Consider the following 16,687-nt stretch of genomic DNA (forward strand, 5'->3'; position numbering starts at 1 on the left):
AATACCTCTCTTTCCTCTAAGTCCTACTGCATGAATTTTGTCGCGTAATTCATGACTTGTACGGAATCCGCCTCGCCGGAATCAAGGAAGCCTGTTACCCGCCCCTCGCACATTACCATGATCCGGTCTGACATTCCTAATAGTTCCGGCATTTCAGAAGAGATCATGATGATGGATTTTCCTTGCTCCACCAATTTATGCATAATCGTATAGATCTCATATTTCGCGCCAACATCGATTCCTCTCGTCGGCTCATCCAGGATCAGGATGTCCGGATTCGTCAAAAGCCACCTGGCAAGCAGAACCTTCTGCTGGTTTCCGCCGGACAGGTTCTCCATATTCTCATCCATATTCGGCGTCTTCGTGCGCAGTTCTGCATTGGATGTCTCCGCTGCCTTCAGCCGCTCGCTATCCCGCAGGACGCCCCCATGGGCATATGCCTTCTGGTTTACGATTACCGTATTGTCAAGCACGGAGAGAATCCCGAAGATTCCCGTTGCCCTCCGCTCTTCTGTAAGAAGCGCGATGTTCTCCCGGATAGCGTCCCTGGGAGATTTGATCTTCATCGGCTTTCCATCCTTTTCTATGGTGCCTTCCACGATCTCCCTCAGTCCGAATATGGCCTCCACCAGTTCCGTTCTCTGGGCGCCTACCAATCCGCCGATTCCAAGGATCTCTCCTTTTTTGAGCTCGAAGCTGACATCCTGGAAGGACTTAGGAAGAGGCGAGCATAAGCCTTCTACTTTCAAGACCACCTCATCGGATGGCTGGTATTCTTTTGGTGGGAAACGGTTCGTCATATCCCGTCCCACCATCCGGTTGATGATCAGATCCGTCGTAAGTTCCGAGGCATCCCATGTTCCTACATACTGCCCATCCCTCATGATCGTCACTTCATCTGCAATCTTTAATATTTCTTCCATCTTATGGGAAATGTAAATAATCGCGCATCCCTTATCCTGAAGCTTGCGGATGATCTTGAACAGATGCTGCGTTTCATTCTCTGTCAGGGACGAGGTCGGCTCATCCATGATAATAATTTTTGAATTATAGCTAACCGCCTTTGCTATTTCTACAAGCTGTAGATTAGAGGCAGATAATGTTCCTGCTAATACCTCCGGATTAATATCCAGATCTACTTCTTCAAACAATTCTCTGGTCTTTTCAATCATTGCCTTCTTATTGACCGCGATCCCCTTCATCGGGAATCTGCCAAGCCATATATTTTCCATTACCGGCCTAAACCGGATCGGGTGAAGTTCCTGATGAATCATAGAGACGCCCAGATCCAGCGCCTGCTTTGACGTCATGATCTTTTCCGGCTTTCCGTCCAGGACAATCTCGCCGCCATCCTCATGATAGATTCCGAACAGGCACTTCATCAGCGTTGATTTGCCGGCACCATTTTCGCCCATCAGCGCGTGGACGCTTCCCGGCCTCACTTTCAGGCTGACGTTGTCGAGAGCCTTAACGCCTGGAAAAACTTTTGTGATATTGTTCATTTCCAGTATATATTCTCCCATGCCCTCACTCCTCCTTTAAAGCCAAGGGATGGAATCCTCCACCCCCTGGTTATGAATCTGCTGCATTTTCTCTATTTCATATAATCCTGGTAATTGTCTTCTGTAACCTTTACATAGTCGATCCAGATATATTTTCCGTCCGTGATTGGATAGCCAACATTTTCTTCATTGATTTCTTTTCCATTTACTGCCGCAACAGCTACATTAACGGTTGCCTTGCCCTGGTTGTCCGCATCATTCAGGACGGTTCCGAGCAGAGAGCCTTCTTTCATTGCTTCCAGCGCCGGAGCGGTCGCGTCTACGCCTACTACCGGGATATATTTGGACAGGTCGCTGCTGTCTTTGTTGTATCCTTCTGCTTTCAACGCCTCGATCGCGCCAAGAGCCATATCGTCATTGTTGCAAAGAACTGCTTCGATCTTGTCAAGGCTCTGGCCTGTAATAAACGCCTTCATTAAGTCTGTAGCCTTTGCCTTGTCCCACATTGCCGTATCAGCTGCCAGTTTTTCTGTCTTGAATCCAGCCTCTTCAATTGCTTTTACAGAATATTCCGTACGCAGGGTTGCATCCTGATGTCCCGGCTCTCCCTGAAGCATTACATACTGGATGGTTCCATCCCCATTCTTGTCTGCTTCCGGATGAGCTTTAAAGAAGTCGGCGATAATCTCACCGGAAAGAGTTCCTGACTGCTCTGCCTTCGCGCCTACATACCAAACCTTGTCATAACTCTGCATATCTGCTTCTTCCGGCTCACGGTTCAAAAATACGATTGGAAGATCCTTGGCCTTTGCCTTCTCGATGATCGGGCCTGCTGCCGTACGGTCAACCGGGTTGATCGCCAGAGCGTTCACGCCCTTGGTGATGAAGGTATCCACCTGCTCATTCTGTGTTGCCTGCTTGTTCTGGGAATCCACCAGTTCCAGATCTACCTTGGCTTCTTTGGCCTGATCCGTCATGGCTGTACGCACGCCTGTCATGAAAGTATCGTCAAACTTGTAGATTGCAGACCCGATAAGCACATCGGATTTTGCGTCCTTCTTATCTCCTCCGTCTGATGATCCGCTGTCACTCTTCCTGCATCCTGTGGCCATTCCTGCGACCATCATTACCGCAAGCCCTGCTGCCAGTAGCCTAGTTACTTTTTCTTTTTTCATTACGTATCCTCCTCCAAATGATATTGTTTGTGCGAATCTCTTCACATTTGCTATGGTCCCAGTATAAGAAAATGAAAGCGGAAAATATATACAATATTTTTTTGTGTTATATCGAATTTCTTATATGATATGTATATAATTTACAATTTTCATTGCATACTTTTAGCAATATTGCACATCTATTCAAGTTTCTTATCTACTTGGCATCTGGACTGATACGAAAAAAAGCCCCTTGGGGGCTTTCCTAATATAAAAACGGCAGGATGTTCTCCCGCCGTTTTATCTCTGTGGCTGTTCTTATTTTTTCTTTTTGATTCCTGCAAATACAGACTGCAATACAATGAAGAAGCATAGCAGCGCTGAAAGCACGATACGTACCCACCAGCTTGACAGCGTTCCCTGGGTCGTGATCAGACTGGATATGGTTCCCTTGATCAGTACGCCGAATACGGTTCCGAATGGCGTGCCCACGCCCCCGCTTAGCAGCGTTCCGCCGATGACTGATGCCGAGATCGCGTCCATCTCAAGACCTTTGGCCTGCTCAACGAATCCGGAGCAGCTGTTCAGGCAGAACAGGAAGCCGCCGCATCCTGCAAGGAAGCCGTCCAGCATATAAGCCTTGAACTTCGTCTTGCGGACATTTAATCCCATCATCAACGCGCTTTGCGCATTTCCGCCGATAGCGTATACGGAGCGTCCGAATTTGCTGTACTTCATAATGATGGCAATGATGATAAAGATCAGGATTGCTATCACTACCGTCGGGTAGATATACGCTGGCAGGAACTTGCCCCGCTTGCTGTAGGAGCCGATAGGCAGGTAGATCTTATAGTTCGCCCACGCCAGGAACGTCTCATTCTTGATGGAGATCATTTCCGTGCTGATCATGGACGTAAGCCCGCGGCCGAAGAATAGGCCGGCAAGCGTGACGATAAATGGCTGGATATCCAGGTAGGAAATCAGGAATCCCTGTACCACGCCATACGCAAGGCCGATCAGAAGAGCAATTGCTACGGCTGCATATGCGCTTGTACCATGGTTCTCCATCTGGCTGGCGACTACCATGCATACCAATGCTGTCACAGAGCCTACGGAAATATCGATTCCTCCAGTGATCATGACGATCGTCTGCCCCATGGCAATCACCAGAAGTCCCGCATTGGATATAAATAGGTTAAGGAACATCTGTGGTTTTGCGAATCCCTTGTCCGCGAACACGATCATGCCCGCCACATACATTGCTACGAATAAAAGTACTGTTATCAGCAGAAGGAAACTATTTCCATTCAGTTTTCTTTTTTGTCTGTTCATCGTCTTTACTGCCATGACTAGTTTCCTCCTTCCGTTATTGCTTTCGATGCCTGGCGCTTTGCCTTCTGCGCTGCAACAAATTTCTTAAATACCGGACTTTGCAGCGTAACGATGATGACGACTACGATTGCCTTGTATACCGGCAATTGATCGGCAGAAACGCTCATTGCGTATAAGGTTGTCGTCAATGCCTGAATCGTATATGCGCCGATCACGGAGCCCATCAGGCTGAACTTTCCGCCGCCAAGCACGTTGCCGCCAAGCGCGACTGCAAGGATGGCATCCATTTCAAGGTTCAGGCCGATGTTGTTGGCATCTGCGGAGTAGATGCGGCTGGAAGCCACAACGCCCGCTATGCCTGCCATCAGGCCGCAGATTACATAGGCAAGGAACTTGATCATGGTAGAGTTAAGTCCCACAAGCCTGGATGCGGTGCCATTGATACCGACGCTTTCAATATATAAGCCTAATGCCGTCTTCTTAAGAAGCAGGTATGTGACCACGATTACAATGATCGCAATGAAGATTGGCGTGGGTATCGGACATTTTCCAATATATCCGCCCAGTACCTTGTAGGAGCCTACACGTACATAAGTAATCTGGCCTGCCGTGATCAACTGGGCGATTCCTCGTCCTGCCGTGAACAGGATCAGCGTCGCCACCATAGGCTGGATGTTCAGCTTGGCTACCAGGAATCCATTAAAGGCGCCGCATAAAGCGGATGCCAGAAGAGCCGCAAGGATAGCGAGCGCTATCGGGGCTGCCAGTTTGGTAACCGATACCTCGCCGCCGGAAAGAATCTGACAGCATACGGCTGCTGCTACGGCCATGACTGCTCCCACGCTGATGTCCTGTCCGCCGGAAGCCGCGGTTACAAGCGTCATACCCACAGCAAGGATTACTAACTCTGATGCACGGTTTATAACATCTACGATATATCCATATAACACTCCGTTATTGATTGATACCTTGAAAAATCCCGGAGTCGTGATAACATTGATCAGCAATACTGCCAGCAGGCATACGATCGGCATAAACAGACGCATAGATGTAATCTTCTTCCAAGTCGATTTCGTATTACTCATCTCCATCACCTCCTGCTATTGCTTTCATAATTCCTTCTTGTGACAACTCATCGCCGGAGAGTTCCCCGACCTTCTTTCCATCCCTTAGCACCGCCATGCGCGAGCAGGTACGGAGCATCTCTTCTACCTCGGAGGAGATGAAAGCCACTGCCATTCCTTCATCCGCCAGGTTCAGCACCAGTTTCTGGATCTCCGTCTTGGTACCGATATCAATTCCTCTGGTAGGCTCATCCAAGATCAGGAAATCCGGCTCGGTAAGAAGCCAGCGTCCGATAATCACCTTCTGCTGGTTGCCGCCGGAAAGGCTCTTGATCGGCGTCTCCCTGCTTGCCGTCTTAATCTGGAGCATATCAATGTATTTATCAGCCGCTTCCTCCATCTCCTTGCGGCTCATCGGATGGAACATGCCGCGCTTAGCCTGAAGGGCAATGATGATATTCTCTCTTACGGACAGATCCGCAAGGATGCCGTCTTTCTTCCTGTCTTCCGGCAGGTATGCCATGCCAAGCTTCATGGCATCGATTGGAGAACTGATCTTAACTTCTTTGCCTCCGACCTTCAGCTTGCCGCTGTCCGGCTTGTCGGCGCCATAGATGGCACGTACCAGTTCTGAACGTCCGGATCCCAGAAGTCCTGTGAATCCGACCACCTCTCCCTTATGTATGGTAAAGTCAAAGGGGCGGATGCTTCCTTTGCGTCCAAGTCCTTCCGCCTCAATAACCGGGATGTATTCCTTGAGGCCGCTGTGCTCTCCTTTGATGTCCGCAAGATCATCGAAATCCTTGCCCATCATCTTGGCTACCAGCATGACTCTTGGCAGATCCTTGGTCTCATATTCGCCTACCAGCTCGCCGTTACGAAGAACCGTAATCCGGTCGCAGACCTCATATACCTGCTCCAGGAAGTGGGTAACGAAGATAATTCCCACCCCTTCTGCCTTCAGTTTTCTCATCAGGGTAAATAATTTGGCAACCTCGTCATCATCCAATGATGAGGTAGGCTCATCCAGGATCAGTACCTGGCACTGCATATCGACCGCCCTCGCAATGGCGATCATCTGCTGTTTTGCCAGAGAGCACTCCTCTAGCTTATCTGTCGCTCCCGCGTCTATGTCAAGGCTTTCAAGTAGTTCCGTAGATTTCTTATTCATAGTCTTCCAGTCGATAAAGCCGGCTTTCCTTGGCTCCCGCCCGATAAACAGGTTCTCGGCAACCGTCAGGTTCGGACATAAGTTTACCTCCTGGTATACGGTGCTGATACCTTTATCCTGTGCATCCTGAGGAGACTTGTTGACAATCGCGGAATCATTTCCGCTCATCCTGATCTCTCCCGACTCAAACTCATGCACGCCTGTCAGGACCTTGATCAGAGTGGACTTGCCCGCTCCGTTTTCTCCCATCAGCGCGTGTATCTCTCCCTTTCGGAGAGTAAAATCAACATGTTGTAAGGCTTTGACACCTGGAAACGTCTTAGAGATATCTCTCATTGTTAATACAACATTTTCTTCCATTTTATCAGCTCACCTGCTTTCTATATATTGCATCAATCGCTCTTTTCCCCTAATTTTGGCGTAAAGATAGCGCGGCAGCATATCCAGGCCTCTATGCCCCTCCTATTCTACCGCGCCATTCCTACATCCTGTACGGATTACTGTATGTAATTTTAGTAAGCACGTCCGTCAATGATTTCCTGAGAGATTGCCGTTACATCAAAGTCTTTGTCGCCTACTTTTACAGACTTAACTGTGTCGTCGAATGCGAACATTTCTTCGTCAACATATGCGATCTTATCCGGCTCTTCGCCTGCTTCAAGCTTCTCGATGATTTCCTGTACGCGTGGTCCGTGTAATGGATTACATTCTGTGTTGCAGATAATCTTTCCAGATAATGTATCGGTAAGTCCGGCGTTCGTTGTATCGAATGACATAACGAGGATGTCTCCATCAGGGCCAACCTTCTTGCCTGCTGCTTCGATTGCGTCGATCGCGCCGAATGCTTCGTTATCGTTCTCGCAGTATACTACGTTGATGTTGTCATGCTTTTTCAGCATAGACTCCATAACTTCCTGTCCTTTTGCCTGTGTAAATTCTCCGGTCTGCTGGTCAACGATATTCCATCCATTTTCTTTTGCAGCCTCTTCCAGACCTTCTGTACGTCCGATCTGAGCAGATGCTCCGATGGTTCCCTGGATGTGGGCGATATTGACTTCTGACATTCCTTTTGCTTCAGCATATGCCTTCAGCCAAGCGCTTGCTTTCTGTCCCTCAAGCTTGAAGTCTGAGCCAACCCATGCTGTGTAAAGGCTGTCATCAGATACGTCTACCATACGGTCAACGATGATTACCGGGATGTCTGCATCCTGTGCCTCTTTCAGAACTGTATCCCATCCTGTCTCTGTTACAGGAGCAAGTACGATGTAGTCAACATCCTGCTGGATGAAGTTACGGATTGCCGTGATCTGGTTCTCCTGTTTCTGCTGAGCGTCATCAAAGATCAGCTTATATCCATTGTCTTTGCTGAATGTCTCTTTCATAGACTCTGAGTTTGCTGTACGCCAGTCAGACTCTGCGCCTACCTGTGAGAAACCTACTGTAATAAGATCACTTCCGCTATCAGAAGATCCTTTGTCAGAAGAATCATCGCTTCCGCCGCCTTTGTTTCCGCAGCCAACTGCTAATGTTGTTACCATCATTGCCGCGAGTAACACTGATATTGCTTTTCTTTTCATCTTTCATTTCCTCCTTTTTTGTGATTGGCTTCGTATCAATCATCTTGGTTATATGTTAACTGAATGTGAACATATCTTAAACGGAGTATCATTTTGACTTTTTAATATTTCTTTCGAAACACAAAAAGGAGGTTGGATTTTTTACACAAAAGGTTGAATATTTTTTGCTTCCAGAATAATGGTTGCTGTCGTCCCTTCATTTTCCCGGCTTTCAAAGGAAAGGCCATAACTTTCTCCATAATAGTGCCGGATACGCTGGTTGACATTAGACAGCCCGAAGCCGTCTTCCTGGCGGTCACTTTTGTCTTTCTTCAGGCTATTCTGCAATTTCCCAAGTTCTTCTTCGGTCATTCCTTTCCCGTCATCTATGACCTTGAATACCATATCGCTGCCTTCCAGTCTTCCGGTAATCCGTATCATTCCCTTTCCTCTTTTATTCTTGACTCCGTGATACAAGGCATTCTCCACCAGGGGCTGAAGCGTAAGCTTAGGTATTACGAATCCATACATGCTTTCATCAATATCGATCTCATAATCCATGATATCCTGATACCGGAACTGCTGAATCTTGAGATAGCTCTCTATGTGAGATTCCTCCTCCTTGACGGTAATAAAGTCCCTGCCTTTGCTCAGCGTCGTCCGGAAGAATTCAGATAGCGCCGTAACCATGGATACGACTTCTTCCTTTTTATTTTCTTCCGCAAGCCAGACGATCGTATCCAGAGTATTATAGAGGAAATGCGGGTTAATCTGCGCCTGAAGCAGCCTGGTCTCCGCAATATGAAGGTTCGCCTGCTTCTTCTTGATATCTTCTACCAGGACGCCGATCTCCTCCGTCATATCGTTGAAACTCTGGGTCAGAACGGATATCTCGTCTGTATTCTCTACTTTAGTCTTAACGGTAAAGTCGCCTTCCGCAACCTTCTGGGTGACGCTGCACAGTTTCTGGATGGGCCTGGTCACGCTTCGGGAGGCATTCACGGTAAGCAGTATGGAAACAATGATAGCCGCCATGGATATCAGGCTGCAGACGGTAAATGTCCTGGCGTTCTGGGCATCCAGCCCGGCCCTTACATTATCGAAGTTGGTTGTTTCCACATAGATATATTCCTGTATTCCTGATTGGATCAAGGAGGTCAGCATATAAATGTTCTCATCCAGATAATCTACATTTTCCTGATACGTCGCTTTCCCTTTGATCCCCTCTTCCAATTCTGAGACGCACCGTTCCAGGGATTTCAGGCTGTTCTTCAGACGCGTGATCTGATTGCGGTTGATGTCTACGGTTGCCATATCCGACAGTTTGTCGCAGGCTGCTGACAGTTCAGCAATATACTCATAGGGATTAACGGTAACGATTCCATTGACCGTGGTTTCTCCATCCCCCAGCTCCTCCATGCTTTTCTTCCCGATTACTGCCAGGTACATGCTGTTATCCATACGCTCTTTAAAATCCATGGCATATTGGTTCGCATAGGTAACGCTCTGGGTTATATCCGCATAAGCCTTGGTGGCGCCAGATAACGATACCAGAAGATATAGCATGACAAGGAACATCGGAATAAATGCAGCCATGGATATTGCGTTCAGCCTTTTATTCAAAGATATCTTCATATATTTTTTCATGCTCCCTATTCCTTTCTGCGGGCGCGGTAATCCTTCGGCGAGCACCCCTGGGTCTTCTTAAATATGTAGCTGAAATAATGGGGATCCTTATACCCCACCTCGTATCCGATCTCTGACGTCTTTAGCGGGGAGCACATCAGCAGTTCTTTGGCCTTCTCCATCCTGGTCTCAGTCAGATACTCCACAAATGTCTTTCCTACTTCCCTGCTGAATACAGAACTGAAGTAGCTGGGACTCATGCCTACACTTGCGGCCACCGTATTTAAGGAAATGTTTTCTGCCATGTAGGTATTCTCAATCTGGATCTTGGCCGCCTCGATGATGTCCGAATACCGCCGCCCGCTGGCCGTATCTCTTGCCTCGATCGCCCGTGTCAGAAGCCGTATCATCCATTTGCGTATTTCTTCCAGCGAATGGATCTTCTGCATTGCCTCCTTTAACTCTTCCACATCTTCTTTAAGCCTGGCATCAGATATCTCCAGTTTCTCGCAAAATGACATAATTACAATATATACATCCATGATAATATATTGGCGCATCAGGGAAGACCGGAAATTCTCCACAGAAATCTCATCAATATAAGCCCGTGAGAAACTTTCAATCTCTTCTTCCGTGCCATTATTCAAAAACTTCTCAATCTGCCCCCTGGTATGCTCGATCTCCCCAAATCCTCTCACCTGGAAATCATCCATATCATGTACCCCTTGAAGTTCCCTGGTTGTTATGATCTGATTCGGGTCATGGGTAAATCTTCCCGCAAATGCCTTATCTGCCTCGCGAAAAGACCTTCTAAGTTCCCGAAGCCTTAATACCGCGCAGCCGATCCCCCCAAAATACTCCAAGTTCTTCCACTGTTCCATGATCGTCTTAAGCTTCCCCGCAAACCGCTCGGCCCGTTCCTTCATCTGGGCCTCGTCCTCAGCCGTCATAAGGAATGCCCAGCCATCCACGCCTCTTTGAAATCCGTATACATAAGGGAGCCTGGCCGCCAGTTCTTCTACCGCGTCGCATGCTTCTGCCAGATGTTCCCCGCTTCCGTCATTCTTAAGCGAGGTCAGGATCTTGAAGAGAATGACTTCATAGGCCTGGGCGCTTAAGTCCATCTCGAATTTCTTGCCTGTCTCAAGAATTTCCCCCATCGTAAGGTCTTCAGAGATCAGCTGGCCAAAAAAACGCATTTTTTCATGCTCCGTACTTTCCTTCATCTCTTCCGAATACCGTTTAAGAAGGTCTCGCTCCTCCCTCTCCTGCTCGATGATCACGCTGACGCCTTTGAGTGTTTCCAGCAATTTGGCAGAAGAGACCGGCTTCAGAAGATATTCCGTAACTCCAAGGCTGATGGCTTCCTTGGCATAGTCAAATTCATCATATCCGCTCAAAATCAATATTTTCAATTCCGGAAGTTCCTTGCGTACAAGCCTGCTTAGTTCCAGCCCGTCCATAAACGGCATTTTTATATCTGTTATCAGAATATCCGGCCGCTCTTTGACGATCATTGGATAAGCCAGTTCCCCATCGCTGGCCTCCCCTACGAATTCATAGCCCTCCTTTTCCCATTCAATGCTATTTTTGATACCATTTCGTATCACAATCTCATCTTCAACCAAAAAAATCTTGACTTTTTCCATAAACCATCACCAAATTTTTCCTTTCTACTTCTATGATACTGAATTTTCCGATTTCAAAAATATGATTTCTTACCATAAAGGTTCGATTTTTTATGATATATAAAAACCTTCAAATGCATGTCTTCACCTGCATTTGAAGGAATCATTCCTCTTCCATCTAATAAGGCCTGCTATTGATAAGATCTTCGGTTACTTTCTTGACCTTATATTCGTTTTCTCCCACTTTCACAGACTCGATGCTATCATCCATAGAAAAAAGCCCTTCCTTGACATACGTATATTTGGCTGGCTTTTTCCCTTCCTCCATTCGCATGATTATCTGCTCCACTTTTGGGCCATGCATAGGATTGCATTCGACATCCAAGGCAATCTTTCCATTTATCACATCCCAAAGGCCATCCCTGACTGCATCAAAGGATATGACGATCATGTCTCCGTCAGGCCCTGCCGTCTTTCCTGCTGCTTCAATGGCCTCAAGCGCCCCAAATGCCTCGTTGTCATTTTCGCAATAGACAACGTCAATATCGCCGTATTTTCCCAGCATCCCTTCCATCACTTCCCGGGCTCTTGCCTGCGTATATTCTCCAGGCTGCTGCTCCAGGATATTCCATCCATATCTGTCTGCAGCCGCTTCAAGCGCCGACGTGCGTTCGATTTGTGCCGTCGCCCCCAGAGTACCCTGAATATTCACGATATTAAGCCCGGTCATTCCTTGCTTATCCGCATATGCCTTTAGCCATTCGCAAGCCTTCTCCCCCTGCAGCCTGAAATCGGTTCCTACCCAGGCCGCATACAGGCTTTCATCAGTCACGTCCACCATCCTGTCAACGATAATAACTGGTATCCCTACGCTTTTCGCCTCCTTAAGCACCGTATCCCAGCCCGTCTCGATTACCGGGGCAAGCACGATATAGTCTACGTCCTGCTGGATAAAGCTGCGGATTGCCCGTACCTGATTCTCCTGCTTCTGCTGCGCATCCAGAAAGATCAGGTCATATCCTTTCTTTTCCGTAAATGTCTCTTTGATTGAGATAGAGTTGGCCGTTCTCCAGTCCGACTCCGCCCCTACTTGGGAAAAGCCGATCGTAATTGCCTTATTTTCCTGTGAATCTCCCGATGATGACAGCAGGCTGCAGCCAGAAGATACGGCAGCCGCAAACAGAAGCACGATGCCTGCCCCAAGCCACCTTCTCCTGTGGTTTTTAAACATAAAAAAGCCCTCCCATAACTTACGACATAATTTAAATACTTATCATAATATTATAGAAGAATTTTTCAATTGTAAATGTTATTATGTTATTTTGCTTCTTAGCAGCCTAAAAAATGGGTGGCAATAATGCCACCCATTCTCAATCTTTTAGGTTTTTACCCTATTATATATTCCAATGCTTCTCCTTCGATGTCTTAAGCCGCGTCATAGCCCTGGCCAATGATGCCTGGGAAAGATGGTACTCCTGGATGCTCTGCTTCTGGCGCAATCGTTCCTGGGCCCTTTCCTTGGCTTCCTCTGCCCGCTTGATGTCGATTTCTTCCGGGCGCTCCGCGGAATTGACCAGGACAGACACGCGGTTATTCATAATCTCGGCAAATCCCTTTGATACGGCAGCCGTGATCCACTCGCCCTTGTCTGTTCTAAGGTGCAGTTCTCCAATCTCCACCGCTACTACCATATTCTCATGGTGCGCCAGCACCCCTTTCTGGCCTTCCGGCGTCGGGATGATCAGATATTCGCATCTGCCTTCATAGAATACTTTGTCGCTTGATATTACCTTCAGATAAAATGTGTTCATCGCTTCCACTCCTTACAGGCCGGTTACTCGGCCTTGGCCTTTTCAATCACATCCTCGATGGTTCCCACATTGAAGAAGGCATTTTCAGGATACTCATCCATCTCGCCGTCTATGATAGCCTTGAATCCGCGGATGGTCTCCTTAAGCGGCACGTATTTTCCAGGGATTCCCGTAAATGTCTCCGCAACTGAGAATGGCTGTGACAGAAACTTCTGAATCTTTCTGGCCCGGTTTACCGTCATCTTGTCTTCCTCTGACAGTTCTTCCATGCCAAGAATCGCAATGATATCCTGCAGTTCTTTATACTTCTGCAGTATTTCCTGTACCTTACGGGCAACCTTGTAGTGCTCTTCGCCTACCACGTCAGCCTCCAGGATACGGGAAGTAGATTCCAGCGGATCGACCGCAGGGTAGATGCCCTGTTCTACAATCTTCCTTGACAATACCGTAGTCGCATCCAGGTGGGAGAATGTCGTGGCCGGCGCCGGGTCGGTCAGGTCATCTGCCGGTACGTAGACTGCCTGGACAGAAGTAACCGAGCCATTCTTGGTAGAGGCGATCCTTTCCTGAAGGGCCCCCATCTCATTTGCCAGCGTAGGCTGATAGCCTACGGCGGAAGGCATCCGTCCAAGTAGCGCGGACACTTCGGAGCCTGCCTGGACAAAACGGAAAATATTGTCAATAAACAGCAAAACATTCTGATGCTCCTCATCCCGAAAATACTCTGCCATGGTAAGCCCCGTCTCAGCCACGCGCATACGTGCCCCGGGAGGCTCGTTCATCTGCCCAAATACCAGGGCGGTCTTATCCAGTACCCCGGATTCCCTCATCTCTGTCCACAGATCGTTTCCCTCCCGGGAACGTTCCCCCACGCCGGTAAAGATGGAGTATCCGCCATGCTCCGTCGCGATGTTATGGATCAGTTCCTGGATCAGCACCGTCTTTCCCACGCCAGCGCCGCCAAACAGCCCGATCTTGCCTCCTTTCGCATAAGGCGTCAGAAGGTCAATGACCTTGATCCCTGTCTCCAATACCTCGACCGCAGGACTCTGATCCTCGAAACTTGGGGCCTTCCTGTGGATCACCCAATGATCGCTCTCCTCTTTTATACGTTCTCCGTCATCAATCGGCTCCCCTAATACGTTAAACAGGCGTCCCAAAGTCTGTTCCCCAACCGGAACCTTGATTCCCGCGCCGGTGGCCGTTACTTCCATATCCTTATAGAGTCCGTCGCTGGAGGCCAGCATGATGCATCTGGCAATATTGTTCCCAACATGCTGCGCCACCTCCATTACACAGCGTCTGCCGCCATTATCCACTTCCAGCGCATCTTTGATAAACGGAAGTTCTTCCTTGCTATTAAATTCTACATCCACGACAGGTCCCATGACCTGCACGATTCTTCCTTTTGTCATAACGCTACTACTCACTTCCTTTTCTGTGCATTCGCTCCGCCGATTACTTCCGTCAGTTCCTGCGTAATATCAGCCTGACGCACGCGGTTATACGTTATATTAAGTTCGCCAAGCATCTTTGCAGCGCTGTCCGTCGCGTTCTGCATCGCCTGCATCCTGGCATTCTGCTCGCTGCAGAAGGATTCTACCAGGCACCCATAGAGAATTCCATATACATAGTTGGGAACGATGCTGTCCATGACGCTGTGCGCCGAGGGATACAATGTCACGCCCTCCTGATAAACACCTTCCAGGGATGGAAGATTCTTTGGGACGAAGTTCATCCGCTGCAGAGGAAGGATATTGATCTTCTCTGCCTCTACCTGCATGGCATTGACCATGCGGGTATATATGATATGGATTTCATCCAGCTCGCCTTGCTCGAACAATTCTAACATCCTCGTAGAGATTACACGGGCGCGGTACATCGTAGGATTCTGGACGGTATAGCGGAATCCCGTATCCAGTTCCAGTTTATCCTTTTTCGAAAAGTACTGTCTTCCCAATTCCCCCAGCACGAACAGTTTGTACTTGCCTGGCCCCTTTAGCATTTCCTCCGTCATCTTAATCACATTATGATTGTATGCCCCTGCCAGGCCCTTATCGGCCGTAACAACAATACAGCCGATCTTACGGTCCTCCTGGGCAATCTTTTCACGCATATCAAAAAAATGGCTGTGCATATCCGGGACATGGCGCAATATCCTGCCAATCTCGGCCTGCATCGCATAGAAGAATGGTTCCGTATCCGCAAGTTTTTTCTTAGCCTGCTTCATCTTGGAAGAAGAGATCAGATACATTGCGTTAGTAATCTTCTTCGTCTCCTGAATACTGGCCATCCTCTCTTTGATCTCTTTCGCGTTTGCCATATTTACACCTGCTATCTTTTTTCTTTAAATTCCTTTGCCGCATTCAATATCTTTTCAGTCAGGTCATCATCCAGCACCCTTCTTACCTCAATCTCCTGCACGATTTCCGGATGCTCTCTGTCAAAGAATGCCAGCATATCCGTCTGGAATTCCTTGACTTTATCCGTCGGTATATCCAGCATGATCTTATGGGTTGCCACGCACAAGGTTATTACCTGCTCATGCATGCTTAAAGGATGGCCCAGAGGCTGCTTCAAAAGTTCGGTCAGGCAGCTGCCGTACTTAAGTTGCGTCTTAGTCGCATCATCCAGATCCGAACTAAACTGTGTGAATGATTCCATCTCCCGGGCCTGCGCAAGATCAATCCTCACGCTTCCGGATGCCTTTTTCATAGCCTTAGTCTGCGCTGCCCCTCCCACACGGGATACAGACAGGCCCACGTTCACAGCCGGGCGCATGCCTGCGTTGAACAGATCGCTTTCCAGAAATATCTGGCCATCGGTAATCGAAATCACATTGGTAGGGATATACGCGGACACATCCCCCGCCTGGGTCTCAATAATCGGAAGGGCCGTAATAGATCCGCCGCCTGCTTCGTCGCTTAAGCGACTGCTTCGTTCCAGAAGTCTTGAGTGCAGATAGAATACGTCTCCCGGATAAGCCTCCCTGCCGGGAGAACGTCCAAGCAGCAGGGAGATTGCCCGGTAAGCAACCGCGTGCTTGGAAAGATCGTCATAGACAATGAGGACATCTTTTCCCTGGTACATAAAATATTCTGCCAGAGCAGTCGCCGAATACGGGACGATATATTGGAGAGGCGCGCATTCGCTTGCCGTAGAGCAGAATACCGTAGTATAGTCCAAGGCATCGCTGCTTCTTAGCGTATTCACCAGCTGGGCTACGGTGGATGCCTTCTGCCCGATCGCCACATAGATGCAGATAACATCCTTCCCCTTCTGGTTCAGGATCGCGTCCATGGCAATGGAAGTCTTCCCTGTCTGGCGATCGCCGATAATCAGCTCTCTTTGCCCACGTCCGATCGGAAACATAGAATCAATGGACAGGATTCCCGTCTCCAAAGGCACGCTGACGGATTTGCGCTCTACGATTCCTGGCGCTTCCTGCTCAATGGGGCGGTAGCCGTCTGCCTTGATCTCTCCCCTTCCATCAATGGGCGCGCCAAGAGGATCCACAATCCTGCCTATATAGGCCTCGCCTACCGGGATCCCCGCCCTCTTGCCTGTCCGGGCCACTTTGGTGCCCTGCTTAATGCCTGAGTCATCGCCGAACAAGATACAGCTGATCTCATTTAACTTGATGTCCTGCACCATGCCCTTAAGCCCATTCTCCAAAGTTACGATCTCCCCATACATCGCGTGGTCGATTCCATAGATCGTGGCAATGCCGTCACCTACGGAGACGACGGTTCCCACTTCCTGATCCCTGCTCATTACTTCATAGTTCTCTATTTCCTCTTTCAGTATAGAGATAATCTCATCTGAACTAATTGCACTCACTTA

13 protein-coding genes are annotated in these 16,687 nt (G+C 48.5%); all 13 read right to left on the minus strand.

Features of this window, described 5'->3' with window-relative positions; genetic code table 11:
• Positions 1-23: 23 nt before the first annotated feature.
• Positions 24-1,523 carry a sugar ABC transporter ATP-binding protein gene (locus tag K0036_RS17860; protein ID WP_025641310.1) on the minus strand — a complete coding sequence of 500 codons (1,500 nt, stop codon included), beginning with the start codon at positions 1,521-1,523 and terminating at the stop codon, positions 24-26.
• Positions 1,524-1,594: 71 nt separating this feature from the next.
• Positions 1,595-2,677 (minus strand): galactose ABC transporter substrate-binding protein, encoded by a 1,083-nt coding sequence (locus K0036_RS17865; RefSeq protein WP_025641308.1) that lies wholly within the window; start codon positions 2,675-2,677, stop codon positions 1,595-1,597.
• A 297-nt stretch (positions 2,678-2,974) separates the two neighbouring features.
• A complete protein-coding gene (locus K0036_RS17870; RefSeq protein ID WP_025641307.1) occupies positions 2,975-4,003 on the minus strand; it encodes an ABC transporter permease subunit in 1,029 nt (342 codons plus the stop codon).
• Positions 4,004-4,005: 2 nt separating this feature from the next.
• Positions 4,006-5,073 (minus strand): ABC transporter permease, encoded by a 1,068-nt coding sequence (locus K0036_RS17875; protein ID WP_173694386.1) that lies wholly within the window; start codon positions 5,071-5,073, stop codon positions 4,006-4,008.
• Positions 5,066-6,583: a sugar ABC transporter ATP-binding protein gene (locus tag K0036_RS17880; protein WP_220430308.1), complete on the minus strand. Its 1,518-nt coding sequence runs from the start codon at positions 6,581-6,583 to the stop codon at positions 5,066-5,068. Before K0036_RS17880 ends, K0036_RS17875 begins: the two co-directional genes overlap by 8 nt.
• Before the next feature lie 152 nt (positions 6,584-6,735).
• Positions 6,736-7,800: an ABC transporter substrate-binding protein gene (locus K0036_RS17885; RefSeq protein WP_025641304.1), complete on the minus strand. Its 1,065-nt coding sequence runs from the start codon at positions 7,798-7,800 to the stop codon at positions 6,736-6,738.
• Between the two features lie 141 nt (positions 7,801-7,941).
• On the minus strand, positions 7,942-9,426 hold the full coding sequence (locus K0036_RS17890; RefSeq protein WP_220430309.1) for a sensor histidine kinase: 1,485 nt from the start codon (positions 9,424-9,426) through the stop codon (positions 7,942-7,944).
• Between the two features lie 5 nt (positions 9,427-9,431).
• Positions 9,432-11,054 (minus strand): response regulator, encoded by a 1,623-nt coding sequence (locus K0036_RS17895; protein ID WP_025641300.1) that lies wholly within the window; start codon positions 11,052-11,054, stop codon positions 9,432-9,434.
• Between the two features lie 157 nt (positions 11,055-11,211).
• On the minus strand, positions 11,212-12,264 hold the full coding sequence (locus K0036_RS17900) for an ABC transporter substrate-binding protein (protein ID WP_025641298.1): 1,053 nt from the start codon (positions 12,262-12,264) through the stop codon (positions 11,212-11,214).
• 163 nt (positions 12,265-12,427) lie between these two features.
• Positions 12,428-12,844 carry an ATP synthase F1 subunit epsilon gene (gene atpC / locus K0036_RS17905; RefSeq protein ID WP_025641296.1) on the minus strand — a complete coding sequence of 139 codons (417 nt, stop codon included), beginning with the start codon at positions 12,842-12,844 and terminating at the stop codon, positions 12,428-12,430.
• Between the two features lie 23 nt (positions 12,845-12,867).
• Positions 12,868-14,259, minus strand: a complete 1,392-nt coding sequence (atpD, locus tag K0036_RS17910) for a F0F1 ATP synthase subunit beta (protein WP_025641291.1) — start codon at positions 14,257-14,259, stop codon at positions 12,868-12,870.
• A gap of 11 nt (positions 14,260-14,270) precedes the next feature.
• On the minus strand, positions 14,271-15,167 hold the full coding sequence (gene atpG / locus K0036_RS17915) for an ATP synthase F1 subunit gamma (RefSeq protein ID WP_025641289.1): 897 nt from the start codon (positions 15,165-15,167) through the stop codon (positions 14,271-14,273).
• Positions 15,168-15,178: 11 nt separating this feature from the next.
• Positions 15,179-16,684, minus strand: coding sequence for a F0F1 ATP synthase subunit alpha (gene atpA, locus K0036_RS17920; RefSeq protein WP_025641287.1), 1,506 nt, complete (start codon positions 16,682-16,684; stop codon positions 15,179-15,181).
• Positions 16,685-16,687 lie beyond the last annotated feature (3 nt).

Origin of the sequence: [Clostridium] scindens (assembly GCF_019597925.1) — a bacterium.
In the GTDB taxonomy this organism is placed as follows: Bacteria; Bacillota; Clostridia; order Lachnospirales; family Lachnospiraceae; genus Clostridium_AP.

Coding starts and splice junctions, on each gene's coding strand:
- K0036_RS17860 (WP_025641310.1), bottom strand. CDS start 1,523: ATGGGAGAATATATACTGGAAATGAACAATATCACAAAAGTTTTTCCA.
- atpD (WP_025641291.1), bottom strand. CDS start 14,259: ATGACAAAAGGAAGAATCGTGCAGGTCATGGGACCTGTCGTGGATGTA.
- K0036_RS17900 (WP_025641298.1), bottom strand. CDS start 12,264: ATGTTTAAAAACCACAGGAGAAGGTGGCTTGGGGCAGGCATCGTGCTT.
- K0036_RS17870 (WP_025641307.1), bottom strand. CDS start 4,003: ATGGCAGTAAAGACGATGAACAGACAAAAAAGAAAACTGAATGGAAAT.
- K0036_RS17895 (WP_025641300.1), bottom strand. CDS start 11,054: ATGGAAAAAGTCAAGATTTTTTTGGTTGAAGATGAGATTGTGATACGA.
- K0036_RS17885 (WP_025641304.1), bottom strand. CDS start 7,800: ATGAAAAGAAAAGCAATATCAGTGTTACTCGCGGCAATGATGGTAACA.
- K0036_RS17865 (WP_025641308.1), bottom strand. CDS start 2,677: ATGAAAAAAGAAAAAGTAACTAGGCTACTGGCAGCAGGGCTTGCGGTA.
- K0036_RS17875 (WP_173694386.1), bottom strand. CDS start 5,073: ATGAGTAATACGAAATCGACTTGGAAGAAGATTACATCTATGCGTCTG.
- K0036_RS17890 (WP_220430309.1), bottom strand. CDS start 9,426: ATGAAAAAATATATGAAGATATCTTTGAATAAAAGGCTGAACGCAATA.
- K0036_RS17880 (WP_220430308.1), bottom strand. CDS start 6,583: ATGGAAGAAAATGTTGTATTAACAATGAGAGATATCTCTAAGACGTTT.
- atpC (WP_025641296.1), bottom strand. CDS start 12,844: ATGAACACATTTTATCTGAAGGTAATATCAAGCGACAAAGTATTCTAT.
- atpG (WP_025641289.1), bottom strand. CDS start 15,167: ATGGCAAACGCGAAAGAGATCAAAGAGAGGATGGCCAGTATTCAGGAG.